This window comes from Rhodococcus sp. IEGM1428, from assembly GCF_050321865.1.
Classification (GTDB): Bacteria; Actinomycetota; Actinomycetes; order Mycobacteriales; family Mycobacteriaceae; genus Rhodococcoides.
The window spans coordinates 283,514-307,111 of the sequence record NZ_JBNQFW010000002.1 but is presented as its reverse complement, the minus strand read 5'-3'; the positions used below and the strand labels follow the sequence as shown (position 1 = coordinate 307,111).

The 23,598-nt window shown below is 64.4% G+C and carries 20 protein-coding genes and 1 pseudogene; 14 read left to right on the top strand and 7 right to left on the bottom strand.

Going from position 1 to position 23,598, the window contains the following annotated elements; translation table 11 throughout:
• Positions 1 to 294: 294 nt before the first annotated feature.
• The 4 genes from ACQR3T_RS10040 to ACQR3T_RS10025 are packed head-to-tail and all read left to right on the top strand — an operon-like array spanning position 295 to position 6,879.
• Complete coding sequence (locus ACQR3T_RS10040) at positions 295 to 2,226, top strand: hypothetical protein (protein WP_428693292.1); 1,932 nt, start codon at positions 295 to 297, stop codon at positions 2,224 to 2,226.
• Entirely contained in the window at positions 2,223 to 3,731 is a 1,509-nt protein-coding gene (locus tag ACQR3T_RS10035) for a hypothetical protein (RefSeq protein WP_428693291.1), read from the top strand. Before ACQR3T_RS10040 ends, ACQR3T_RS10035 begins: the two co-directional genes overlap by 4 nt.
• On the top strand, positions 3,728 to 5,236 hold the full coding sequence (locus ACQR3T_RS10030) for a glycosyltransferase (RefSeq protein WP_428693290.1): 1,509 nt from the start codon (positions 3,728 to 3,730) through the stop codon (positions 5,234 to 5,236). Before ACQR3T_RS10035 ends, ACQR3T_RS10030 begins: the two co-directional genes overlap by 4 nt.
• Positions 5,233 to 6,879, top strand: coding sequence for an ABC transporter (locus tag ACQR3T_RS10025; protein ID WP_428693289.1), 1,647 nt, complete (start codon positions 5,233 to 5,235; stop codon positions 6,877 to 6,879). The genes ACQR3T_RS10030 and ACQR3T_RS10025 overlap by 4 nt, the downstream gene beginning before the upstream one ends.
• A 10-nt stretch (positions 6,880 to 6,889) precedes the next feature.
• On the opposite strand, the gene ACQR3T_RS10020 is transcribed toward ACQR3T_RS10025, so the two are convergent.
• From ACQR3T_RS10020 to ACQR3T_RS10005, 4 genes and pseudogenes are all read right to left on the bottom strand, one after another.
• Positions 6,890 to 7,618, bottom strand: a complete 729-nt coding sequence (locus tag ACQR3T_RS10020) for an amino acid ABC transporter ATP-binding protein (RefSeq protein ID WP_428693288.1) — start codon at positions 7,616 to 7,618, stop codon at positions 6,890 to 6,892.
• A gap of 5 nt (positions 7,619 to 7,623) precedes the next feature.
• Positions 7,624 to 9,327: pseudogene (locus ACQR3T_RS10015) on the bottom strand (ABC transporter substrate-binding protein/permease).
• Positions 9,328 to 9,453: 126 nt separating this feature from the next.
• A complete protein-coding gene (locus ACQR3T_RS10010) occupies positions 9,454 to 10,218 on the bottom strand; it encodes an LLM class F420-dependent oxidoreductase (RefSeq protein WP_428693287.1) in 765 nt (254 codons plus the stop codon).
• A gap of 52 nt (positions 10,219 to 10,270) precedes the next feature.
• On the bottom strand, positions 10,271 to 10,780 hold the full coding sequence (locus ACQR3T_RS10005) for a TIGR04338 family metallohydrolase (protein WP_032378719.1): 510 nt from the start codon (positions 10,778 to 10,780) through the stop codon (positions 10,271 to 10,273).
• A gap of 98 nt (positions 10,781 to 10,878) precedes the next feature.
• Between ACQR3T_RS10005 and ACQR3T_RS10000 the strand changes: the two genes are divergently transcribed.
• The 6 genes from ACQR3T_RS10000 (at position 10,879) to ACQR3T_RS09975 (ending at position 17,934) form a co-directional block, all read left to right on the top strand.
• Positions 10,879 to 11,604, top strand: coding sequence for an ATP-binding cassette domain-containing protein (locus ACQR3T_RS10000; protein ID WP_428693286.1), 726 nt, complete (start codon positions 10,879 to 10,881; stop codon positions 11,602 to 11,604).
• A gap of 26 nt (positions 11,605 to 11,630) precedes the next feature.
• On the top strand, positions 11,631 to 12,350 hold the full coding sequence (locus ACQR3T_RS09995; protein ID WP_428693285.1) for an ABC transporter ATP-binding protein: 720 nt from the start codon (positions 11,631 to 11,633) through the stop codon (positions 12,348 to 12,350).
• Positions 12,347 to 13,864, top strand: coding sequence for an ABC transporter substrate-binding protein (locus ACQR3T_RS09990; protein WP_428693284.1), 1,518 nt, complete (start codon positions 12,347 to 12,349; stop codon positions 13,862 to 13,864). Before ACQR3T_RS09995 ends, ACQR3T_RS09990 begins: the two co-directional genes overlap by 4 nt.
• 4 nt (positions 13,865 to 13,868) lie before the next feature.
• Positions 13,869 to 15,620, top strand: a complete 1,752-nt coding sequence (locus ACQR3T_RS09985; RefSeq protein ID WP_428693283.1) for an ABC transporter permease subunit — start codon at positions 13,869 to 13,871, stop codon at positions 15,618 to 15,620.
• Between the two features lie 10 nt (positions 15,621 to 15,630).
• A complete protein-coding gene (locus ACQR3T_RS09980) occupies positions 15,631 to 16,896 on the top strand; it encodes an MDR family MFS transporter (protein WP_428693282.1) in 1,266 nt (421 codons plus the stop codon).
• A 225-nt stretch (positions 16,897 to 17,121) separates the two neighbouring features.
• On the top strand, positions 17,122 to 17,934 hold the full coding sequence (locus tag ACQR3T_RS09975; RefSeq protein WP_428693281.1) for a MerR family transcriptional regulator: 813 nt from the start codon (positions 17,122 to 17,124) through the stop codon (positions 17,932 to 17,934).
• Here ACQR3T_RS09975 and ACQR3T_RS09970 read toward each other — a convergent pair whose 3' ends face one another.
• Complete coding sequence (locus ACQR3T_RS09970; RefSeq protein WP_094609087.1) at positions 17,935 to 18,753, bottom strand: DUF2786 domain-containing protein; 819 nt, start codon at positions 18,751 to 18,753, stop codon at positions 17,935 to 17,937.
• Positions 18,754 to 18,942: 189 nt separating this feature from the next.
• Here ACQR3T_RS09970 and ACQR3T_RS09965 point away from each other — a divergent pair, with 189 nt between their 5' ends.
• Genes ACQR3T_RS09965 through ACQR3T_RS09950 form a run of 4 tightly spaced genes read left to right on the top strand, consistent with a single transcriptional unit; the run spans position 18,943 to position 22,272 of the window.
• Complete coding sequence (locus tag ACQR3T_RS09965; protein WP_428693280.1) at positions 18,943 to 20,223, top strand: ABC transporter substrate-binding protein; 1,281 nt, start codon at positions 18,943 to 18,945, stop codon at positions 20,221 to 20,223.
• 14 nt (positions 20,224 to 20,237) lie between these two features.
• Positions 20,238 to 21,284, top strand: coding sequence for a carbohydrate ABC transporter permease (locus tag ACQR3T_RS09960; protein WP_428693279.1), 1,047 nt, complete (start codon positions 20,238 to 20,240; stop codon positions 21,282 to 21,284).
• On the top strand, positions 21,281 to 22,102 hold the full coding sequence (locus ACQR3T_RS09955; protein WP_428693278.1) for a carbohydrate ABC transporter permease: 822 nt from the start codon (positions 21,281 to 21,283) through the stop codon (positions 22,100 to 22,102). The genes ACQR3T_RS09960 and ACQR3T_RS09955 overlap by 4 nt, the downstream gene beginning before the upstream one ends.
• Positions 22,099 to 22,272, top strand: a complete 174-nt coding sequence (locus ACQR3T_RS09950) for a hypothetical protein (RefSeq protein ID WP_428693277.1) — start codon at positions 22,099 to 22,101, stop codon at positions 22,270 to 22,272. Before ACQR3T_RS09955 ends, ACQR3T_RS09950 begins: the two co-directional genes overlap by 4 nt.
• Here ACQR3T_RS09950 and ACQR3T_RS09945 read toward each other — a convergent pair.
• Both ACQR3T_RS09945 and ACQR3T_RS09940 read right to left on the bottom strand, forming a co-directional pair.
• Positions 22,256 to 23,140: a LysR family transcriptional regulator gene (locus ACQR3T_RS09945; RefSeq protein WP_428693276.1), complete on the bottom strand. Its 885-nt coding sequence runs from the start codon at positions 23,138 to 23,140 to the stop codon at positions 22,256 to 22,258. The genes ACQR3T_RS09950 and ACQR3T_RS09945 overlap by 17 nt on opposite strands.
• A complete protein-coding gene (locus ACQR3T_RS09940; RefSeq protein WP_428693275.1) occupies positions 23,131 to 23,550 on the bottom strand; it encodes an MmcQ/YjbR family DNA-binding protein in 420 nt (139 codons plus the stop codon). Before ACQR3T_RS09940 ends, ACQR3T_RS09945 begins: the two co-directional genes overlap by 10 nt.
• Positions 23,551 to 23,598: the final 48 nt, after the last annotated feature.

Genomic DNA, 23,598 nt, shown 5'->3' with positions numbered 1-23,598 from the left:
CGCTGATATCGGCAAAGGTGCGCCGCCGGTGGCGATTACCGCCTCCCCTGGATTTTCGGGTCGAGTTCATCCCTTTCGGATCGAGTGGACGGAAGCGCCGATACTTCTCAATTATCCTGTCTCCCAGTCGGTTTCTCGAAGGCAATCGAGACGCAGGGATACCCACTTGTTTATCCTCCGGGGCAACCGAAAACGATAATGCGCGATACCCTCATGGTCTTTACGTTTCTTTCATCGAAAGCTGGACCAATTCCTATGCGAATCGTTCGCGTTGCTTCCGCCATAGTTCTCACCGTGATTCATCTGCTGATTCCGGTCACGGTGGCGTCGGCGCAACCGGCCGATCAGGATGCCGACCGATTCACGTTCGCCGAATTGGGCCTGGGTCGATCCACCACCGTCGATCCGACCGGAGAGCGCACCCGGCTGACAGTGCCGTCCCCCGTGGGCTCGGTGCCAGCGACCCTCAGCGGTGTGCTGACCACACCGGCCTGGCTCGACCGTGGATGGGTCGACGTCGAATCGGCCGGCCGGCCGATCGCCCGCATCACCCTCGACAACGCGGCACCGACAACCCCGGTATCGATTCCTCTCGCCGCAGCGCAGACGGTCGACGGGGTGATCGCACTCGACCTGATCCCCTCCTTGATCCCCGACGATCGGTACTGCCCGGATCCGGCTTCGGACGCGGTCCGGCTCATCGACGCGTCTGTCGACTACGCAGGGCAATTCGCTGTGCCGGGCACTGTCGCGGAATTTCTGCCTGCCCTGCTGAGCAAGCTCACGGTGTTCGTTCCGTTCGATCCGGATCGCGACATGATCACCGCAGCAACAGTTGTGGCGACATCGATAGTCCATCGCTACGGATCGCAGCCGGTTCAGGTCGTCGTGCGGCCGGACAACGAGCTGCAAGGAGCTGCGCCGGACGGTCCGCTCGAGAGGTCGGTGGTCCTGGCGAAGAACTCCGACGCCGGTGCCGAGCTGATCTATCCTCTCGAGCAGGCTCCGCCGCGCATGTACCTCACCGGTACCGGGTCGGATCTCACCGATCAGGCCCGCCTGATCACCAGCGATCTTTCCGAGATTGCGGTGGCCACCTCTGCTCTGGCAGGACCGTCCGCCCCGAAAGCGCAACTGGCACCCGAATCGATCACGCTCGACGATCTCGGGATCGGCACGGTGACCGGGTCGGGTGGTGCCACTGCAACCGCATCCATCACGATCGATCAGACGCGGCTCGGCCGGTCTGCATCGAACATGTCCGTGCACCTGATCGGCAGCTACACGCCGGGCGCCGGATCGGTGCGGGCCACGGTGAACGGATCTCCGCTCGCAGTGTGGGAGGCCGACGACACCGGTCGGCTCGATCGATGGATCGACATTCCCGATTCGGCACTGTCCCGCGTCGAGACACTCGACATTGCCGTCGACCATCCGCTGACCACCGGAAGCGGTGGTTGCTCGGCAGCCGCCGATACGAGTGTGACCGTGGATGGTTCGAGTCTGGTGCGGTCGTCCGATTCCTCGACGCCGGCCCCGCTGGGACTGCGATCGATGCCGCAGGCGCTGATGCCGAAGTTCGAGATCGCGCTCGCCGACGAGTCCTATGTGGGAGTCGTCCGAGCGGTCACGATGGCAACCGGATTGCAGCGTCTGTCGAGTCTGCCGCTCGTGCCGGAGGTCGTGTCGATGGATCAGGCGCTCGACGGTAGTGGCCCCGCACTCGTGATCGCACCGGCGTCGGATCTGCCGGACACGGTGACGCTTCCGCTGTCGTCGATCGACGAGACGACATTCCGGGTCGCGAACCCGGGCTCCACCGGCGGTCCCACCGAACTGACGATCGACACCGATCAGCCGTTCGCGACGGTGCAGGTCACGTCGGTTCAGGACAGCGCGGTCCTGGTCGGTTCCTGGAACTCGACGCCGGACGGATTCGACGCCATGCTGTCCTGGCTCGATGCCGATCCCGCTCGGTGGTACGCACTGGACGGCGACATCGTGTTCGCTGCGCAGAACACCGAACCGATGTCACTGTCGAGCGCGGCACTGTCCGGTAGGGACGAGTCTGCTGCCATGTCCGACGCCCCCTCCGACCGAACGACGGTGCTGATCGTGGGAGTCGGTCTGGCCGTACTTGCCGTCGCCGGAGTGGGCGCTCTGGTCGTCACACTTCGAGCGCGCCGGTCGACGACCGAGCCGAGTCGACACAGCGGTCCACAATGAGCGTGGACGCCGAGCTGCCGGGGTCCTTCACGCGGTTCAGGTTGTCCCGCAGTCCGGTCGACGTTCTGGTTTTTCGTTGGTCTGTCCTGTTCGTCTGTGTGGTGGTGGCGTTCTTCTCCACCTGGGTGCGGCTTGCTCAGGAGGCAGCCGAAGGAGCCATCACCGCGTATGTCTTCGTGCTGCCGCTGCTGGCCGCGGTTGCGGCTCAGGGTGTGGCGCGGCGCAGAGCCGACGAGCTGCCGATCCACGACCGTCAGACCGACAACATCGTCGGCGGCCTGGCGTTGCTGGTCTCCATCGCCATCAAAGCTCTCTGGCTGCCCCGGTACGCAGACCAGTACGAGCTGGCCCACTTGGATGTCTTGGCGGCGATTGCCTTCGTCTTCGGTGGCGCGATCCTGATATTCGGACTCCGGCCGGTCGGCCGCTTCTGGTCGGTGTGGCTTCTGCTGCTGGCGTTGAGTCCGCTGGGCTACCGACTGGTCGCAGTCGCGCTCGGCGGCGGCCGATTCGCGTATGCACTGGTGATGGTGTTGCTGGCCGGCGTCGCTGGTGCGATCGCGGTCGGGCGAACGAGGCGCCGTGGATGGCTGGGCTTCGGGTGCACCGTCGCGTCAGGGTCCGTGGTCGCCGCTCTGATGCTGACGCTGTGGCCGGGAATCGACATCGTCTGGTTGCAGCTCGTGCCTACCGTGGGTGCAGCGGTGGTCATGGGGCTCGTCTTCTACGGCATTGCCCGCCGTGGCCGGTTCGAGGCGCGTGGTCCGCGCAGTATCGGGTTGCCCACGGCGAAATGGTCGCCGAGCTCGAAGATCGTCGCGATTGCGGCGGCGGTCGTTCTTGCCCTCATTCCCCTACCCAGCCGTCCGGACATGGCGTCGGTGGCGGGACCACCCGGTGCGGCATCGGTTCCCTTGGTTCCGCCGGCCGGTTTCAGCGTGATCGATATGCAGGAGTTCGATTGGGTACGTGCGTTTTTCGGAACACGGTCGACTCTGACCCGGCAGACGATGCGCGCCGACGAGGGTAACTCCGCGTGGGATCTGCGGGCCCGGCCGAGGACGGTGGTGGTGGATGTGTTGTCGACCACGAATCGGGCGAGTCTGGCCGTGTATCCGGAAAGCACGCTCTACCGGCTGTCCAACACCCGCACGAGCCATCCGCTGACGATCGATCTCGGTCGCGGGGTGACGGGTTCGTTGTACACCGCCGTCAGCGACGCTCTGTTGCTCACCTGGACCAAGCTGGTCTTCCATTGGGAGCGAGGCGATGTGATTCAGCGCGTGACCATCATCAGCGTCGACAACCACGACGAGGATGCGGTGTTCCCGCAGCCGATGCCGTCGATGGCGTCGAACCTCGGGACGGCCGTCGGGACGTTTCTGCGCGGAAATGCGATCTCCATCGACGACGATCCGGAGTACAAGGACCGAGACCTGCTCACCACCTTCGGTACCGGGTTGGTTCGCCAACAGTGGGCCCCGGCGAACGGTGCGCCGCAATGACCACGACTCCCCAGGGGAAACGGCCGACTCCCCCGCGCGTCGGAACGGAAACCGCGGAGTTCCGAGCAAGTGCACTGGACGACGCGATCAACGGGCTGGCCGATCGAAATCCGTTGGCGTCTGCGGCAATTGCCTTCGTTCCCTGGCAGAAGTACGTGGCGATCGGGGCTTTGCTGCTCCTGCTCGCCTGTGGAGTGATCGCCCCAGTCGGGACGCTTCTCGCAGTCACGGTCGTCTGCACCATCGGGTATCTGCTCGCGATGATCGACCGTGTACTGCTGTTCTCGCGTGGTCTGGACGCGTCGGCGATCGTCACGGTGACCGACGAGGAGGCCAGGGCCGTTCCCGATGATCGGTTGCCGTACTACACCATTCTGGTTCCGGCGTACGACGAGCCGGAGGTGGTGGGTGACCTCATCGCGGCGATGACCGGCCTCGACTATCCCGCCGAGAAGCTGCAGGTTCTGTTGCTGCTCGAGGAGGACGACGAGGTGACCATCGAAGCGGCCGCGCGCAGCGGCGTCAGTGATCTCGTGGACGTGGTTCTGGTGCCCGCAGGCGACCCTCGCACCAAGCCGAAAGCATGCAACTACGGATTGCATTTCGCCACCGGGACCATCGTGACGATCTTCGATGCCGAGGATCTACCCGAGAGACTGCAGCTGCGTCGTGTCGTCGCGGCTTTCGAACGGCTGCCCGACACCGTGGCGTGTGTTCAGGCAAAGCTGGCGTTCCACAACGGATCTCAGAATCTGCTGACCGGTTGGTTCACTGCGGACTATGCACTGTGGTTCGGGTACCTGCTGCCGGGTCTGATGGCCAGCACATCGCCGATCCCCCTCGGCGGAACCTCCAATCATCTTCGACGCGATGTCATCGACGAAGTGGGGGCCTGGGACGGCTTCAACGTCACCGAGGACGCAGATCTCGGCGTCCGCATCGCGGCCTCGGGCTACTCGACGGCCGTACTGGACTCGACCACGCTCGAAGAGGCCAACAGCGATCCGATCAACTGGGTCCGTCAGCGCTCCCGTTGGTACAAGGGCTATCTGCAGACGTGGTTGGTGCACATGCGCAGACCGGTCGCGACGGTTCGTGCCCTCGGGCCCGTCGGCACCTACCGATTCACGTTGTTGCTCGCGGGAACTCCGATCACTGCGTGCATCAACATGGTTTTCTGGTTCACCACGGCGGCATGGATTCTCGGCCAGCCCGCGTTGGTTGCCGAGCTCTTTCCGCCGTACATCTATTACTTCTCGTTGCTGTCTCTGGTGGTGGGCAACATCGCCACGATCTACATGTACCTGATCGCGAGCCGAGAGAGCGACAACGCCTACCTGCTCGTGCCGAGCCTGACGATGCCCCTGTACTGGGTGATGATGAGTGTGGCGTCCATCAAGGGCTGTTGGCAGTTGGTCCGCAATCCCTCTTACTGGGAGAAGACGTTCCACGGCCTGTCCGGGCCCGCCGCGGACCCTGCCGCCGACAAAGTGAAGACCACGTGAATCGGCGCACTCCGTGGACCGTCTTCGGCAGCGCGCTGGCGGGCTATCTTGCGGTGGGACTGACACTGAGCCTGCACTTCGGTTACCTGCTCGGGGACGCGCTGTCGCGGACCTCGGCCGCGCAAGCAGTGCTGCTCAGCCGTGACCCCCACGTGTCGGCGATCGGGTTCATCTTCACGCCGTTGACAGCCCTGGCACAGTTGCCCGTGGTCGCGTTCGCGTCGTGGTGGCCCGCGATCACCCGGTGGAACATCTCGGGCGTCGCGGTATCGGCGGTGTTCATGGCCGGTGCAGTGGTGATGATTCACGGTATCTGTCGAGACCGCGGACTGCCCGGTCGTCACCGCCTCCTGATCACCGTCGTCTTCGCGATCAACCCGATGATCGTCTTCTACGGTGCCAACGGCATGAGCGAGGCAGGCTTCCTGTTCTTCCTCTGCTGGGCCGTACGGCGATTGATTCGGTGGGTGAACACCGACGACGTCCACGATCTTCTGCTGGCAGGCGTCGCGCTGGCGCTCGCCTTCCTGGCCCGCTACGAGGGCGTCGTCCCGATAGCTTTCGCCGCGATTCTGGTGGCAGTCGTCACTGTGCTTCGGAAGGGCCGTCCGTACTGGAAAGAGATGCGGCGCAGAGCGATTCTCGACGCTGTGCTCGTCGCAGGTCCCGGTACAGCGGCGTTCCTGGTCTGGATCACCACGAGCTGGCTGATCACCGGTGAGGCGCTCGCCCAGTTGTCTTCGAGCTACGGAAATGCTGCGATTCTGACGCAGTCCGGTGGCTCCAGCGGTGACCTTCTCAGCACCGGGTTGTTCTCGCTCGGTGCCGTCGTCGCGTTGGGACCGACGTTGCTGGTGGCGCTGCCGTTCGCGGTGGTGCTGGCTCTGCGTCGACGAGACCTCGAATTCGTGGTGGCACCCCTGCTTTTCGGCGGTGTGCTCGGGTTCCAGGCCGCGAGCTACATCACCGGCTCGACGTTCGGGTTCTTGAGGTTCTTCATCTGTGCTGTTCCGTTGGCTGCCGTCGTTGTGGTGCAACTGTTCCCGGCTGCCGGAGACCAGCCGACGCGGCGAGCGGGCGCCTTCCGTAGGCACCGCCCCGTGCTCGTGCCCCTCCGTTCTGCCGCCACGGCTGCCGTCGTATTGCTCTGCGCACTCGCGCTTCCGGTGACGGGATGGGCGATGTTGCAGCCGACGTTGTCCAGCCAGCAGTACGCCCTCGGCCGTCTCTTCGACGAGGATCCTTCGGCCGACGATCCCCAGGCGATGGCGGCGCGACGAATCATCGATTCCTTCTCCACCGAACGTCGACTGGCGTCCTACCTCGACAACCAGGACTTACCCGAGGGTTCGATCCTCGTCGACACCGTCTACGGTTTCGCTGTTCTGGCGGCCTCGGAACATCCGAAGCAGTTCGTGGTTCCGTCCGATCTGGACTTCACCGAGACCCTGAACGACCCGGAATCCGCGGGCGTGCGCTACCTGTTGACGGTGCCCAACGAGGGGCGCGGCGTATCCGATGCCGTCAACCGGCGTTATCCCACGATCTACGACAATGGTGCCGATCTGTATCCACTGGTTCTCGAGGTGCCGAACGATGGTGCAGATCAACCGGATTGGCGTCTGTACCGGGTACCGAGCTGACGACGGCTCGCTACAGAACCTGCGAGAGGAACGTCTTCAGCCGATCGGTGTGCGGATCGTCGAACAACTGCTCCGGCGTTCCGGTTTCGACGGCGCTGCCGTGATCCATGAACAGCACCTTGTTGGACACCGAGCGCGCGAAGCCCATTTCGTGGGTCACCACCACCATGGTCATGCCGCCCTTGGCGAGGTCGGCCATCAATGCCAGCACTCCCTTGACCAATTCGGGATCGAGAGCGGAGGTGGCCTCGTCGAAGAACATGACCTCCGGCTTCATCGCCAGAGCGCGGGCAATGGCAACGCGCTGCTGCTGGCCACCCGAGAGGTTGCCAGGGCGGGAGTCGGCCTTGTTGGCCAGGCCCACCAGTTCGAGCTGTTCCATCGCCGCTGCGCGGGCCGCATCCTTGTTGAGCCCCAGCAGCTTCTGCGGCCCGAGTGCGATGTTGTCGGCGACGGTCTTGTGCGGGAACAGGTTGAAATGCTGGAACACCATGCCGATCCGTTGCCGAAGTTCGTCGGGATTGTCTTTCAGCACCGACTTCCCGTCGAGCAGAATGTCGCCTTGCTCCGGCTCGTGCAGGCGATTGAGGGCCCGCAGCAGCGTCGATTTGCCCGAGCCCGACGGCCCGATGACGGTAGTGGTCTTACCTGCGTCGACGTGCAGGCTCACCCCGCGCAGAACCTTGTTGGTGCCGAACGACAGGTGAATGCCCTTGCCGGTCAGAGAAACTGAAGTCACGTCGGCTACCTCTCCACCACGATGGATGTTTCGACGGGACCGAGGGTGCCCGAGGTGTCGGCCTTACCGGAGCGCAGGCGTCGGTCGATGTAGTTGACCAGGTGAGTCAGCGGAATAGTCAGGATGAGATAGAACAATCCGGCGGCCAGCAGCGGCGACAGATTGCCGGTCTGGGCGGCGGTGTCCTGGCCCACGCGGAACAACTCACGTTGTGAGGCAAGCAGACCCAGGAAATAAATGAGCGAGCTGTCCTTGATCAACGAGATGAACTGGTTCACGATCGCGGGCAGCACCCGCCGAATGCCCTGCGGTACGACCACAAGGTTCATGGACCGGCGGTAGCTGAAACCCAGTGCGCGGGAGGCTTCGAGCTGGCCGGAATCGACACTCTGGATGCCGGACCGGAAGATCTCGCCGAAGTAGGCTGCTGCCATCAACGACAGCGCCAGGATTCCCAACGGGAACGGGCTTCTGCTGCCGGTGAATTGGGTCAGCGTCGGGCCGAACCCCAGTCCGATGAGCAGGATGACCACGGCGGCGGGCAGTCCACGAAAGATGTCCGTGTACACCCTCGCCGGCCACCGGAGCCAGCGGGTGCGGGAGATGCCCGCCACCGCCAGCCCGAGTCCGATCACGGTACCGATCACTCCCGACGAGGCCGCCAGAATGAGGGTGTTCGGCAATCCGACCGTGACCAGTTTGGGAATGGTCTCGCCGATCAGTTCCCAATCGAAGAACGTGTCGTACAGATTCGACAGTGTGCTCATGGGCTACGAGGCAGGCAGAACGGAAGCCTTGCTGCCCGGCTTCCAATCGGCGGGAACCTCACGGTCCGGGTACCACTGCTTCTCGAGCGTGCTCCAGGTGCCGTCGTCGACCACGGCGTCGAGGCCGGCGTTGAGCGCGTCGACCAACGGCTGGTTGTCCTTGGCGACGGCGTAGGCGGTGAAGTTCGTGGTGTTGATCGTCTTCTCCAGGATGGAGACGCCGTCCTCGGTCTTGACCTGGCCGGTTGCCTGCTGCGACGGAGCGACCCAGGCATCGACCTGTCCGGACTTCACGTTGGCGTACGCGGTGTTGTAGTCCGGGAACCGCACCGGCTCGATGCCGAGCGTGTTGGTGACGTAGTCGTCCTGCACGGTGCCCTGCACCACGGCGATGCGCTGATCGGCGTTCAACTCGGCGATCGTCTTGATCGAGTAGTCGTTCTTCGCGACCAGTGCCATCTCACCGAAGTCGTAGCCGTTGGTGAAGGCGACGGTCTGACGACGCGCATCCGTGGTCGAGATGGACGAGGAACCGGCGTCGTAGACCTTGTTGTTGACCGCTGCGAGCAGTCCGGAGAACTCGGTGGCCGAGAACTCGACGGTCAGGTTGAGCTTGGCCGCGACCGCCTTGAGCAGCTCGTTGTCGAAGCCGGTGAAGTTGCCGGCCTCGTCGATGAAGATGTTGGGCGGGGCGTCGGACAGGGTGCCGACGTACAGCGTTCCCGGCTTGATCAGACCGAGGTTCGCGGTGTCGATTTGGTCGAGCGCGGTGACGCCGTCGGTCGTGTACTTGTCCAGCGATGCCTGGTCGGAACCGGCCAGGGCGTTCTCGCCCGTGCCTCCCGAGCTTCCGTCGGAACACGCGACGGCTCCGAGTGTGAGTGCGAGCGTCGCAGCAACGGCTGCGATGGCACGGCCTCGTAAACGACGTGTGTTCAAGATGGAGCTCCTAGGTGTAAATCGGGAGGGACGAACGAGGCTATCGCGCCGGTGGAGGCACACGATAATCACGTTGCAGTTGTATGAAGCACCCGTCTTGTTCCCGAAATTCCCGAAGTCCAATCGCGCCTAGCGGTGTGCGTCCCGCCACGCGATGGCCTGGCCCAGCTCGGCGAGGTCGTAATCGGGTCCGTTGACGCCCACGGTGAACAGCGTTGCTCCGGCGTCGACGAAGTCCTGAGCGGCGTCCGCGCCCGGCCACGAGACCGATCGGGTGATGCCCGAAACGTCACGTCCGACGGTGGTGCCGTGCTCGGCGAGGATCTCCGACTTGCGCTTCAACGCCTCGAGGTCCGCGAAGCTGTGCCAGATGTGCGCGTACTCGGCCACCATCTTCAGCGTCTTCTTCTCACCGCCGCCGCCGATGAGGATCGGGATGTCGCGGGTGGGGGCCGGGTTTCCGACGTCCAGTCGGTGACGGATTCTGGCCAGGCTCTCTTTCAGCAATGCCAGTCGCGAACCGGCCGTGCCGAACTCGTAGCCGAAGTTGTCGTAGTCCTTCTCGTTCCAGCCTGCACCGATGCCGAGGATCAACCGGCCGCCGCTGATGTGGTCGACGGTGCGGGCCATGTCGGCCAGCAGGTCGGGGTTGCGGTAGCCACCGCCGGTGACGAGGGCGCCGATTTCGACGTTCGACGTCTGCTCGGCCCAGGCACCCAGCATCGTCCAGCACTCGAAATGAGCACCGTCGAGATCGCCGTACAGCGGGTAGAAGTGGTCCCAGTTGAAGATGATGTCGACGCCCGCATCCTCCGACCGCAACACGGCGTCGCGAATGAGTTGGTAGTCGGGAGCGTGCTGGGGCTGAAGCTGAACACCGATCTTGACGGTCATGTGGGTCTCCTCGTCGTGTGGGCTGCGTCTCCCATGATGCACCCGAAAACGACTAGCCGATGCGGACGCCGCTCTCGGCCATCATCGCCCGCAGCACGAACCCGGCCTCGGAACCGACGATCTCGCCGACGAGGGTGATGTAGCGATCGACGAATGCGCCTCCGTGTTGCTGCTCGTCCTCGTCTGCGAAGTGGTGCGCAAGCTCGTGCAGGACCACCAGTTCCCGCAACGCCCACGCTCTGTTGCCGTGATGCAAGGGAACGGCGATGGTGGCCGTGTCCGGTTCGTAGTGCGCGGCACCCGAGCCCGAACGAGCTCGGACGGTGATCACACGACCGGCCTCGGGCCACGTGGCTGCGACCCAATCCAGTGCCAGGACCGCGTCGATGTAGGTCTGCACGGATTTCAGCGACGCGAACTTACGCTCGATCGGCAGGGTGATCTGCGAGCCCATCACCTGCACAACACGAATGTCACGCTCCTCGGCGCGATCGAACATGGTGCGCACCAACTGTTCGGCGTCATACACCGCGGACCGCTGCGTGTCCCTCGCCCTGCTCACCCGGTCAGCCTAATTTGTGTCGCCCGCTCCCCTCGCCTAGAGTCTTTATCGACAACGATTGTCGAAGTCGTTCCCAGTTCCAGCGTTCAGGAGATTCCGTGCTCGTCGTCGAAAACCTCTGCATCGACGCCGGACGCACCCGCATCGCCCAGAATGTGTCCTTCGAGATCCCCGACGGTCGACGCCTGGGTTTGCTCGGCGCATCGGGATCGGGAAAGTCGCTGATCGCCTCGGCGTTGATCGGAGCGCTGCCGCCGGGCATCACCTGCAGCGGCAGCATCGTCGTCGACGGCCACAACGTCACCGGAGTTCCGACGCCACGGCGGCCACACGCCGCCCGCCCGGCTATGGTCTTTCAGGATTCGGCCACCGCCCTCAATCCGATGGTCACCGTCGGCAAACAACTGCGTACGTCCGACGCCCCCGCATTGCTCGAGCGGGTGGGTCTGTTCGATGTCGAGCGCATCCTGGCCGCGCACCCGCTCGAGCTGTCCGGTGGCCAACGTCAACGCGTCTGTATCGCAGTCGCATTGGCGCGGGCGAGGTCACTGGTGATCGCCGACGAGCCTACGACGGCCCTCGATGTGGTCAGCCAGGCTCGGGTGCTGGACGCCCTCCGTGAGGTGCCGTCGCTGCTGATGATCACGCACGACATCGCCGTCGCCGCGCAGCTGTGCGACCATCTGATGGTTCTCGATTCAGGACACATCGTCGAATCCGGCTCCACAGCAACAATTCTGGAGCACCCTGCGACCGACATCGTTGGACGCATGGTCGATCACGCGCGTGCTGCCGATCCGTTTCGTCAGCTGGTCATGCCATGACCGCGGGCTTGGTGGCCACGGATATCATGCGCACTTACGTTCGGCACGGCTCGTCTCGTACTGCGCTGGACGGCGTCTCGTTCACGCTGCCGCCGGCCGGTCGTACAGGAGTGGTCGGTGAATCCGGTTCGGGGAAGACCACGTTGTTGCGCATGCTGTTGGCGTTGGACACGCCCTCCGGAGGAGCCATCGAATTGGACGGGCGCACAGTGCGTCCCGGATCCGCGCGATCGATGCGGTGGTTTCGGCAGCGTGTGCAATACGTGCCGCAGGACCCGGCAACCAGTCTCGATCCGCGACGCAGCGTCCTCGATCTGGTCGCGACGCCGCTGCGACTTCTCGGCGTCGACGGCGATCATCGAGCCAAGGCGGGCACCGCACTCGCTGCCGTCGGGCTGGACGAGCGCTATCTGCAGCGCCGACCGACGGAACTGTCCGGTGGTCAGAATCAACGCGTCGCCATCGCTCGTGCGGTGGCCTGCGAACCGCAGTACCTGCTGGCAGACGAGCCGGTCAGTGGCCTCGACCCCGACCTGCGTGAGCAGGTCCTCGCGGTCCTGGCCGGACTGCCGAGCGCGGTGCTGATCGTCAGCCATGATCTGTCGGCAGTCGCTCGACTCTGCCGCGACGTAGCGGTGATGCACGACGGCCGGATCGTCGAAACCGGCAGCGTACGAGACATTCTCACCGCACCGCAGCACCTCTGTACCCGAGACCTGATCGACGCCGTACCCCGGCTTGCATGACCATCACAGGAGATTCATTGATCACCACTCTGTTGTCTACCAGCGTGTTCCGTATCGGCGCCCTGGCAGCGATAGGCGCCCTCACGCTCACCGGCTGCTTCGCGTCCGGGTCCGCGTCCGGGGATGCAGAGAACCGCGCCCGTGTGGCGATGCTGCAGCCTCCGCGCTCGGCGCTCTCGCAGTTCAGCGATGACGCCTTCAAACTTTCACGCTGGTCGACAGCCGAAACCTTGATCTCTCTCGATGACCTGGGCGATGCTCAGCCCCTGTTGGCGACAGCCTGGAATCGTGTCGATGACCGCACCTGGAGCTTCGACCTCCGCCCCGATGTGACCTTCCACAATGGAGCGCCACTCGATGCCGCCGCCGTCGTCACCGCCCTGACCGCAGCCACCACGGCCGCGCCGAAGCCGCGCATCCTCGACGGCGTCGAGCTGACGGTGACTGTCACCGACGAAAACACCGTCGAGGTGAGCACCGAGGACGTTGATCCGTTGGTGCCGCAGCGACTCTCGAGCCCGCAGTTGGCAATCCTTGCGCCCGAGGCCTACTCCGCAGGCGGTAGCAATCCCGTCGGCACCGGCACCGGGCCGTTCGTGTTGACTGCCGTGGACGGTACGTCGAGTGCCACTCTCGATCGCAACGAGAACTACTGGGGTGAGACCGCGAGGCTCGCCGGCATCGACGTCGACTTCGTGCCCGACGGCACCGCCCGTGCCGCTGCGCTCCGCAACGGGACGGCCGATGTGGTGGAGGCGATTCCGGTGTCGCAGGCCGCCAACATCGACCGAGCGCTGGTGCACGAGGTCCCCATGCCGCGTACCAACACCCTCTACCTGAACACCGCGTCCGGGGTGTTCGCAGATCCGACCATGCGCGCTGCCGCACGGGAATCGGTGGACAAGGATCGTCTGGTCGAGCAGGTCTACGAGGGTCGGGCCGACGCCGCGAACGGATTGCTCGGACCGGCGCTCCCGTGGGCCGCGGACCGTCCCGCGCGCACCGAGACCCCGGCGGGCGACGCCACCGGTAAGACGATCACCCTCGCCACGTTCACCGACCGCGCCGAGCTCCCCGAGGTCGCGGTACTGCTGCAGCAGGAGCTCGAGGCGAAGGGCTTCGTCGTGAACCAGGTGGTGCGCGAATACCAGTTCATCGAAACCGACGCTCTCAGCGGGGCATTCGACGCGTTCATCCTCTCCCGCGCCACGGTGCTCGACTCCGGCGATCCGGTGGCATATCTCTACTCCGACTTCGCCTGTGACGGATCGTTCAACATCTCGCAGTTCTGCGACCCGCAGGTCGACGCCGCCCTGTCCGACGCATCGGCCACCGAGCCGGGTGACGAGCGACGCGCGGCGATCCTCGAAGCCGAGAAGCTGATCCTGGAGCAGGATGCGGCCGTGCCGATGCTGCACGAACGCGTGATCCAGGGTGAATCCGGGGCCATCACCGGCGTCGCCCGCGATCCTAGGGAACGCACGCTCATCACCAACCAGACCACATTCGAGTAACGGAGTGCGCACTACCGCCTCACGTCTGGTTGCCGTCGCCGGTGTCGTCCTTCTCGTCGGGATGCTGCCCTGGTTGTCGAATCGCGATCCGGCACTGAGCATTCTGCGGGCTCGGTCGGCCGAGCAGGAAGCAACACCTGAGGCCCTGGCCGCCATTCGCCGCGACCTCGGGCTCGATGCCGGGCCGCTACGAATGTTCTGGGACTGGCTCACCGGCATCGCGTCGGGCAATCCCGGAACATCCTGGAACACAGGCCAACCGGTGCTGCCGGGTGCCCTCGATGCCTTGACGGTCTCGCTCACACTCATGGGATTCGCGATGGTGGTTGCAGTCGTCACGGCGGCGCTAGTCGTAGTACCCAGTGTGCGAACAGGTTTGCGCGGCTGCCCGAAACGCACTGGGGGTGGCGTCGCCGCAGCGTTGACATCGCTACCGGAGTTCCTGCTCGCGTCGGGGCTCGTCCTTCTCGGAGCCGTGTGGCTGTCCTTTCCGGCGTACGGCTGGAACGGCCCCGAGTACGCGGTGCTACCCGCACTCGCACTCGGGCTACCCGCGGGCGGACTCATCGGCCGACTGCTCGCCGACGCAATCGCCGTCACCTTCACCGAGGGCTGGGTCATCACGTGGACGGTGGCCGGGTTCTCCCGGCCGCAGGTCGCCGGCGCAGTGCTGCGCCGCGCACTTCCTGGTATCGCTCCGCAGATCGGTCTGGTCATGGTCGCCATGACGGGCGGCGCGGTGGCCGTCGAAAAGGTGTTCGCCATACCGGGATTGGGTCGTGCCACCCTCGGTGATGCGCAGTCTCAGGACCTTCCTGCTCTGCAGATCGACATTCTGCTCCTGCTGGCGGTCAGCGCTGCCCTTGGTATCGCTGCAGAACTTGCCCGACGGCTGCTCCTCGGCAGCGCAGTGCACGAGAAGGCGATGCCCGTCCCGTCCGGTGTTTTCCATCCGTCACCGCGACGGTGGTTGGTGCCGATCGCTGCCGCGTCGGTCCTGCTGGTCATAGTGCTTGCCGGACTCCCACGCGACGGCCAGGCGACGACGAGGGAGAAGTTCGCGGCTCCATCCCTTGCCTACCCGTTCGGAACGGACGCGTCAGGGCGAGATCTGTTGGCCCGGGTCGCCGACGGCGCACTGCGGTCGATCGGACTCTCGCTGGCGGTGACGCTCGCGGCGCTGGTGGTCGGTGTGCTGCTGGGTTTGGTTCCGCGCGCGTCGAGGGGCCTGGTAGAGGTGACCAACGCGGCACCGCCGGTGGTCACCGGAATTCTGATCGCGGCGATCTGGGGTCCGAGCGCAGGCGGGGCGGCCGTCGCGGTCCTGATCGTCACGTGGGCTCCGCTTGCGGCGCACACCGCCGCGCTCGTCGAGGAAACCCGCGCTCGGCCGTACATTTCCATCCTGCCCACGCTCGGGGCAGGCAACGCAAGAATTCTCTTCGGGTCCGTCGTCCCCACTGTGGTTCCGGTAGTGCTGCGGCACGCCATGATTCGTCTGCCCGGAGTCGCTCTGGCCCTGGCCGCACTCGGATTTCTCGGTCTGGGACCGCAACCGCCGACGGCGGACTGGGGGTTGATCCTGTCCGACGGGGTCGTAGCGGTCGAGCGAGCACCGTGGGTGGCGGCAGCTCCGCTGGCATCGTTGATCGCCCTCGCCGTTCTCGCTGTATCTCTCGCGGCGGCCACGTCGGGTCGAGTGAGGTCGACCGGTAGCGTCGTCGAGAAAGTCGATGCAGGAGGGCGCGTTACATGAGTTCGAGTACATGAGCACGAAGACCGACCGGTCGCCGACGCGATGGCGGTGGTCGTTTCTCGTCGATCTACGGCGGGCCACCCCCACCGTCCGACTTCTCGTACTCACCCAGATGACCTTCAACATCGGCTTTTTCATGGTGTTGCCGTATCTCTCGGTGCATCTGACCTCCGATCTGGGACTCGGGGCGGCGCTCGTCGGAGTTGTGCTCGGAATCAGAACCTTCTCGCAGCAAGGGCTGTTCTTCGTCGGTGGCACCCTCGCCGATCGGTGGGGCATCAAACCGGTGGTCCTCGTCGGCTGTGTGTTGCGGGTGGCGGGCTTCGTGGGCCTGGCGTTCGCCGATTCGCTGCCGGCGGTGCTGCTCGCTACGGTATCGATCGGATTTGCTGCCGCACTGTTCTCTCCCGCAGTCGAATCCGCGGTCGCAATCGAGGCGGGCAAGAGTGAGCGCAATGGCTCCGTCAGTCGGGTGGAGACGTTCGCGCTCATGTCGGTGTGCAGCCAGATCGGCTCGTTCACCGGCCCGCTCGTCGGATCACTGTTGCTGTTGGTCGACTTTCGGGTCGCATGCCTCGTCGCCGCAGGCATCTTTGTCCTCGTCATTGCCGCACACATCCGATGGTTGCCACGTGAGCCCGGCGAACACCGCGACGATCCGTGGCTCTCGGGATGGACCGATGTGGTGCGCAACAGAACTTTTGTGCTGTTCGCGGTGGCGATGAGTGCGCAACTGGTGGCCTACAACCAGCTGTATCTACTGCTACCCCTCGAGGTGGAGCGGGCGTGGGGATCGCAGACGGTACTGGGGTGGTTCTTCGCGATCTCGGCGGTACTCGTGGTGTCGGCGCAGATGCCGATCACCCGACGCGTCGCGGGTACGGCACCGCGACTCACGCTGCCGATCGGATTCGCCGTCATGGCCGCGTCTTTCGTTCTCGTAGCTGTCGCCGCGCCGCTCGAACTGCACGGATGGGTCGGTCTGGTCCCGGCGGCACTGTTCGTGTTGCTTCTCGCTCTGGGCCAGATGATTGCCATGCCACAGGCTCGGGACCTGGTGCCGCGCATGGCCGCCGAACGTCGACTGGGCTCGTACTACGGCTTCATGGCCTCACTCGGTGGCATCGGAGTACTGATCGGATCGATCGCACTCGGCGCGGTGATCGACGCTTCCCCCGACAGCGGCTGGGGTGCAGCCATCCCATGGTTGGTCGCTGCGCTGTTCCCCATCGCTAGCGTCATCGGCCTTCGCGTGGTGCTGAAGCGTCTGGAGTGACCCGCAGCCCCCATCGCCCGCTTCCCCATTCCCGCAGCCCCATCGCCCGCTTCCCCATTCCCGCAAACGCGCGCGCGTTGGTCATACGCGAGCGAGTTCGCTTCCGATTCCGCGCGCACCTGGCGAACGCGCTCGCGTTTGCGGCGGCCTCGGCTACACCCAGCGTCACCCCTCCCCCGCACGGAGAGTCCACTCTCCCCCACCGGGAGGGGTGAGAATGTCGGCATGAACGGATTGCTGACGATCGGCGAGTTCTCTCGGATCACGCACCTGTCGGTGAAGACGCTGCGGCGCTATCACGAGTCGGGGCTGCTCGAGCCTGCGACCGTCGACGATTACTCCGGTTACCGGTACTACGACACCGAACAGGTCGCAACGGCGCAGATCATCAGACGGTTCCGCAGCATGCAGATGCCGGAGAGGGAGGTGCGGGCGATCGTGCACACCCCGGACCCCGACGCACGAGCCCGGTTGGTCAGCGAACACCTCACCCGGCTCGAGAGGCAGTTGGACGACACCCGATCAGCGGTGACGGCACTTCGCCGGTTGCTGGATCCGACCCCGCCGACTATCGAGGTTCAGCGCATACTCACCGAACAGTGTTCGGGCGCAGCAGTTTCCGAGATGGTCGACGCGTCCGAGGCGCTTGGTTGGTACTCCGAGGCGATGGTCGAGATCGACGCGGTCGTCTCCGAAACCACCGGACCTCCGGGCGGGCTGTACGACAACGAGCTGTTCACCGAAGGTCGCGGGGTGATGACCGTGTACGTCCCCGCTTCGATGGTACCGTCCGTCGGCCGAATTCGTCCGATGACGTTGCAGCCCAAAGAACTTGCCGTGACGGTCCACCACGGACCGCACGACGACATCGACGTCACCTACGGCGCACTCGGGGTATATGTCGAGACCAACGGCCTGGCGATCGCGGGACCGGTACGCGAGGTCTACGTCGTCGGGCCGCGCGATACCGATAACTCGACGTTGTGGCGCACCGAAATCGGATGGCCGGTCTTCACTGCGACGTCGACCGCGCCTTGATCAGCGACCCAGCTGTCGGCTTGCGCCGTCGAGTTCGGCGTGCGCACCGATCTTCGCGTTTCGTCCCGCTCGATCTCCGGCCTTGCGGGCACCCTCGGAGTACCCGGCGTTCGCGCTCTGGCCCCGCCAGTGTCCTCGCGCAGTCGAGGTCTGCCGATAGTAGTCGCGTAGCTCGACCTCCTTGTTGCGCAACACCAATGCGGTACCGGCACCCTGCTGTTCCTGAGCGATCGCTTTGGCCTCGGTGTCTTTCTTCACCTCGCCCAGTCGCTGACCGATGCGGGCTGCGAACGCGGTCTGAAAGTTCAGTCGTGCCGTCACGGCAGCGACGGGCACTTCCTCGCGCCGGGTGTAGCGTCGACGATTCTTGATCTCGGTGACGGTACGAATGGCCGTCTCGGATTTGTAGGCACCGGATTTGATGTACGCATCCGATGCTCGCACCATCTGGATCAGCAGCGAGGAGTACAGGGCCTCGGTGGTCTCGATGTCGGAGTCGAAGCCGTAAGCGAACACCTGCGTCGACGATCTGGACACATCGCACTGGACATCGTTCGCATGCGCGATGGCGACGAACAGTTGAACGTAGGTCTTGAGCCCGCGCTTGCCCGGTTCACCGATGGGGATGACCTTCTGGGTCGGCGTCGCCTGCCGTTCGCGGGATGCGCTGTGCGAACGCGCAACAGCAAGGTCCACCGATGCCGACGTGGCCAAACGTTGAGCAGCCTCCATGAAGGCCTCGGCCTCGTGGGGGTTGTCGGTGGACTCTGCCTGGCGTAGCAGTCCGCCGATTCGCGTCAGCATCTTGTCCGAACTCATGAGCGAAAGGCTACCGGGCACCTCCGACACGTCCTGGTTGACCGATTCAGGAACTCGATAATGACCACCAGTCGGTGAGTTGTGTGCCACAGTACCCATCGACATATGTGTCGGGGGAGCATCACTGCACGATTCTGCATGCCGATCTCCGGGCGCATACCACCGCGTAGAAGTAAGTGGAGAGAACACATGGCGTCTTTGATCACGAAGGTGGCAGTGGTTGCAACAGCAGCCACGCTGCTGACGCTCACCGGATGTTCGAGCGACAGCGGTTCGAGCGGCGATTCGGGTGCTGCATCCGAAAACGCCGATGGCCGTGGACCTATCACCTATGTAGAGGGCCAGGACACCACCGAGACCGGTGTCGTCCAGCAGATCGTCTCGGCGTGGAACTCCAGCCACCCCGACGAGCAGGTCACCTTCAAGGAACAGTCCGCCGACGCCGATCAGGCCCACGACGACTTCGTTCAGCAGCTCCAGGCACAGCAGAGCGACTACGACGTCATGGCACTCGACGTCGTCTGGACCGCCGAGTTCGCGGCCAAGGGTTGGCTCGTCCCGCTCGAGGGCGAATTCGCTCTCGACAACGCAGGCGTTCTGCCCGCGACCGTCGCGAGTGCGACCTACAACGGCACGCAGTACGCGGCACCGAAGAACACCAATGGCGGACTGCTCTACTACCGCAGTGACCTGCTCCCCGAGCCGCCCACCACCTGGGCCGAGCTCACCGAGGATTGCCAGGTCGCCCGGGACAACAACATCGATTGCTACGCCGGGCAATTCGCCCCCTACGAGGGTCTGACGGCCAACGCGTCGGAGATCATCAACGCACACGGCGGATCGATAGTTGCCGAGGACGGCAAGACCCCCACCGTCAACAGCCCGGAGGCCAAGGCCGGACTGCAGACTCTGGTCACCGCGTTCGAGACCGGCGTCATCCCGGCCCAGGACACCACGTTCAAGGAGTCCGACAGCCAGCAGGCGTTCCAGGACGGAAAGACACTGTTCCTGCGCAACTGGCCGTACGTCTACGGCACCGCCGCAGAAGAAGGTTCGGCTGTGGTCGGCAAGTACGCGGTCGCGCCGCTTCCCGGAGTCACCGGTGTGGGCACCTCGACGCTCGGCGGCTACAACGCCGCGATCAGCGCGTACTCCGAGAACAAGGCCACTGCGGCCGACTTCCTGCGATTCATGCAGGGAGAGCAGGCACAGCGCATCATCGCCGAGGGCGCTTTGCCGCCCGTGCTCTCGTCGCTGTACGACGATCCCGCACTGATCGCCGCGATGCCGTACCTTCCCGCATTGAAGGAATCCATCGAGAACGCTGTTCCGCGTCCCGTCACCCCGTTCTACCCGGCCGTCTCGAAGGCCGTGCAGGACAACGTCTCTGCCGCCATCAAGGGTGAGAAGAGCGTCGACCAGGCGATCACGGACATGCAGGCCGGTATCGAAACCGCCGGCGCCAACTGATTTCGGGAGAACCAATGGCTGTACCTGCTGGTGTGACCAGTGGGGCCGCCGCAACCACCGCGGCCGGGGGTTCGTCCCCCGGCCGCGGTCGGCATGTGCGGTCCAAGAACAAGCGGTTCGGCCTCACGCAGGGTCGGGCCTGGCTGTTGATCGCACCGACGATGGTGATCCTTGCGATCGTCATCGTCTACCCGGTGATCCGAGCTTTGGTGATGTCCTTCTCCAAGGATCCCGGTCTCGATCCCGATACCGGCATGTTCGTCACCGGCGGTTCTGCCGGCTTCGACAACTACACGCATTGGATTCTGCAGCAGTGCACCTCGGCGTCGGGCACGTTGGTGCCCTGCCCGCCGGGAACTCTCGGGTCTCAGTTCTGGGGTGCCGTCGGCAACACCGCGTTCTTCACGGTCGTGACGGTGTCCATCGAGGTGGTGATCGGCTTCGGGATGGCCGTCATCATGGGCAAGACCTTCGCCGGACGCGCCCTGCTGCGCGCGGCGATTCTGATCCCCTGGGCAATCCCCACCGCCGTGACGGCCAAACTCTGGTACTTCATCTTTGCGTACGACGGTATCGCCAATCGCATTCTGGGAACGAACATTCTGTGGACCGGCGACGCCTGGCCCGCTCGTTTTGCGGTCATCATCGCCGACGTGTGGAAGACGACGCCGTTCATGGCGCTGCTGATTCTGGCCGGATTGCAGATGATTCCCGCCGACGTCTACGAGGCTGCTCGCGTCGATGGAGCATCGGCGTGGCAGCGGTTCACCAAGATCACACTGCCGTTGGTCAAGCCTGCGTTGATGGTGGCAATTCTGTTCCGCACCATGGACGCGCTGCGCATGTACGACTTGCCCGCCATCCTCACCGAGGGCAACCCCGCCACGCGAACCATCTCGATCCTGGTGGTCGAGCAGATCCGGCAGGGATTCAACAGCGCTGCGTCGTTGTCGACCATCTCGTTCATTTTCATATTCGTCGTGGCGTTCATCCTGGTGAAGTTTCTCGGTGCCAATGCAGTTGCTACTCAGGACAATCAGCGTAAGGGGCCCGGCCGATGAAGCAGGCTCGCATCTACCTCGGTGTCGTCGTCATTCTCGTCTGGGGACTGGCACCGTTCTATTGGATGGTCGTCACGGCATTCCGCGACCCTCGCTACACCTTCGATACGACGCCATGGCCGACCCATGTCACGTGGCAGAACTTCGAGAATGCATTGTCGACGGCGAACGGCAACAATTTCCTGCGTGCCGTGGGCAACAGTCTGATCGTCGGCGGCGCGACCACGCTGATCGCATTGGTCATCGGTATCTTCACGGCATACGCGCTCTCGCGCATCGACTTTCGCTTCAAGTACGTGGTGACAGGCATCATCCTGGGTGCGTCGATGTTCCCCGTCGTCGCATTGGTGACCCCGCTGTTCCAGTTCTTCACCAACATCGGGTGGATCGGCAGTTACCAGGCGATGGTGATCCCGAACATCTCGTTCGTGCTTCCGTTGACGATCTACACCTTGGCCGCGTTCTTCGCCGAATTACCCTGGGAACTCGAAGAAGCCGCGCGGATCGACGGCGCCGGGCGTTTCCAGGCATTCCGCCTGGTGATGCTCCCACTTGCTGCACCTGCCCTGTTCACCACCGCGATCCTCGCGTTCATCGCGGCGGTCAACGAATACTTGCTCGCGAGCCAACTTTCGAGCGACAAGACCGAACCGGTGACCGTGGCCATCGCGCGGTTCACCGGCAACGATCCACTCGTGGTGCCGTATGCCGCGATCATGGCCGCGGGCACCATCGTCGCGATTCCGCTGGTGATCATGGTGCTGCTGTTCCAGCGCCGCATCATCTCCGGACTGACGGCGGGCGGCGTCAAGTCGTGACGGCCCAGGACCACCTGCAGTTGCTTGCCGGAATCCTCGGGTTCTTCGCACTGGTGGCACTCGGTTTCGCCGTAGCCGGGATCATCGGTGGTGATCCGGGCGTGCTGCCGTCCGTAGCGTTGCTCGGTCTGCTTGCCGCACTGTGGTTCGTCGTCAAGAGGATTCGCTGAAACTCGCCGTCGCCACGGACACCAGTTCGGTCAGTGCAGGACTCATCGCACTGCGCCACACCAGTGCCAGCATGGCGGCGGTGTGTGAGTCGCTCAGCTCGACTGCGACGAGCTTGTCGCCGTAGAACTCCGCCATCGATCGGCTGAGGATCCCCACCCCCAGACCGCGGGCAGCGAGGTCGGCCACCGCGTCAGGTGCGCTGGCCTGCAATGTGATCGACGGAGTCAGACCTACTCCATAGCAGTCCCTGTCGAACACCGCACGAATGCCGGTACCCGATGGTAAGGCGACGACCGGGTACTCGCACACCTCGGCGAGTGTCGCTTCCTTCTGCGTCGCCAGTGGATGCTCCGCCGGAACGGCTGCGACGATCCGCTCGTCGATCACGACCATCGATTCGAGCCCGTCGGGGCTGCGGGCGGCGACACCTACCAGCGCGAGATCCATATCTCCCGCGCGAACAGCGGCCACCAGGCGGTCCGAATTGTCCTCGCGTAGTGCAAGTTCGACGCCGGGATGAGCCGCGTGGAAGCGCGCCAATGCGTCGAACAGTTGTGGAACGGTGCAGGCGGTGACCATACCGATGCTCAGTGAGCCGCGCAGTAGCCCGGTCACGTCGTCGACGGACTGTTTGACGGATCCGGCTGCGGCCAATGTGGCGCGAGCCTGCGTCAATGCAGCCTTGCCGGCAGTCGTCAACGTGGCTGTGCCGCCGGATCTGTCGATCAACTCGGCGCCGAGTTCTCTTTCGAGCGAACGGATCTGAGCGCTGACCCCCGACTGACTGATATGCACGCGGGCCGCGGCTCGGGTGAAGTTCGCTTCCTCTGCGACGGCCACGAAGTATTCGAGTTGTCTCAGTTCCATTGCTGGACTCCAAGATTCGGACCCTCGCCGGCGTCGAGCCTCGCCACAGTGCGCTTCGGTGCGGTGACGCGGTAGCTGCAGTCGATCAGTTCGGCGGCTTCGGCCCAGACGTCGTCGTCGGCATCGGACAGGTCGAAGCCCACCCATCGTGATGGACCGAGGTAGGCGGGATGGAAGTAGCGCGGTTCGAGCTCGCAGGCCCGCTGCTCCTCGGCGCTCTCGCATTTGACCAGAATCGACAGATCGAACTGGTCACCACCTTTGACGCCACCGCCGAAGTAGGCGAACACCGTGGATGTACGGAACGTCGGCCTGCCGTGGGAAATTTTCTCGGTCACGTCGGGGTAGGCGAACGCCAGTGTCCGGACGCGTTCGAGGACCGGATGCTGGGAGGTGGGATCGATGGCCACTCGAGAACGATAGCGCGTGTTGTCTAGCTGCGGCTATGAGTAGAACTT

Coding starts and splice junctions, on each gene's coding strand:
- ACQR3T_RS10035 (WP_428693291.1), top strand. CDS start 2,223: ATGAGCGTGGACGCCGAGCTGCCGGGGTCCTTCACGCGGTTCAGGTTG.
- ACQR3T_RS10030 (WP_428693290.1), top strand. CDS start 3,728: ATGACCACGACTCCCCAGGGGAAACGGCCGACTCCCCCGCGCGTCGGA.
- ACQR3T_RS10010 (WP_428693287.1), bottom strand. CDS start 10,218: ATGACCGTCAAGATCGGTGTTCAGCTTCAGCCCCAGCACGCTCCCGAC.
- ACQR3T_RS09995 (WP_428693285.1), top strand. CDS start 11,631: ATGCGCACTTACGTTCGGCACGGCTCGTCTCGTACTGCGCTGGACGGC.
- ACQR3T_RS09990 (WP_428693284.1), top strand. CDS start 12,347: ATGACCATCACAGGAGATTCATTGATCACCACTCTGTTGTCTACCAGC.
- ACQR3T_RS09980 (WP_428693282.1), top strand. CDS start 15,631: ATGAGCACGAAGACCGACCGGTCGCCGACGCGATGGCGGTGGTCGTTT.
- ACQR3T_RS09975 (WP_428693281.1), top strand. CDS start 17,122: ATGAACGGATTGCTGACGATCGGCGAGTTCTCTCGGATCACGCACCTG.
- ACQR3T_RS09970 (WP_094609087.1), bottom strand. CDS start 18,753: ATGAGTTCGGACAAGATGCTGACGCGAATCGGCGGACTGCTACGCCAG.
- ACQR3T_RS09965 (WP_428693280.1), top strand. CDS start 18,943: ATGGCGTCTTTGATCACGAAGGTGGCAGTGGTTGCAACAGCAGCCACG.
- ACQR3T_RS09960 (WP_428693279.1), top strand. CDS start 20,238: ATGGCTGTACCTGCTGGTGTGACCAGTGGGGCCGCCGCAACCACCGCG.
- ACQR3T_RS09955 (WP_428693278.1), top strand. CDS start 21,281: ATGAAGCAGGCTCGCATCTACCTCGGTGTCGTCGTCATTCTCGTCTGG.
- ACQR3T_RS09945 (WP_428693276.1), bottom strand. CDS start 23,140: ATGGAACTGAGACAACTCGAATACTTCGTGGCCGTCGCAGAGGAAGCG.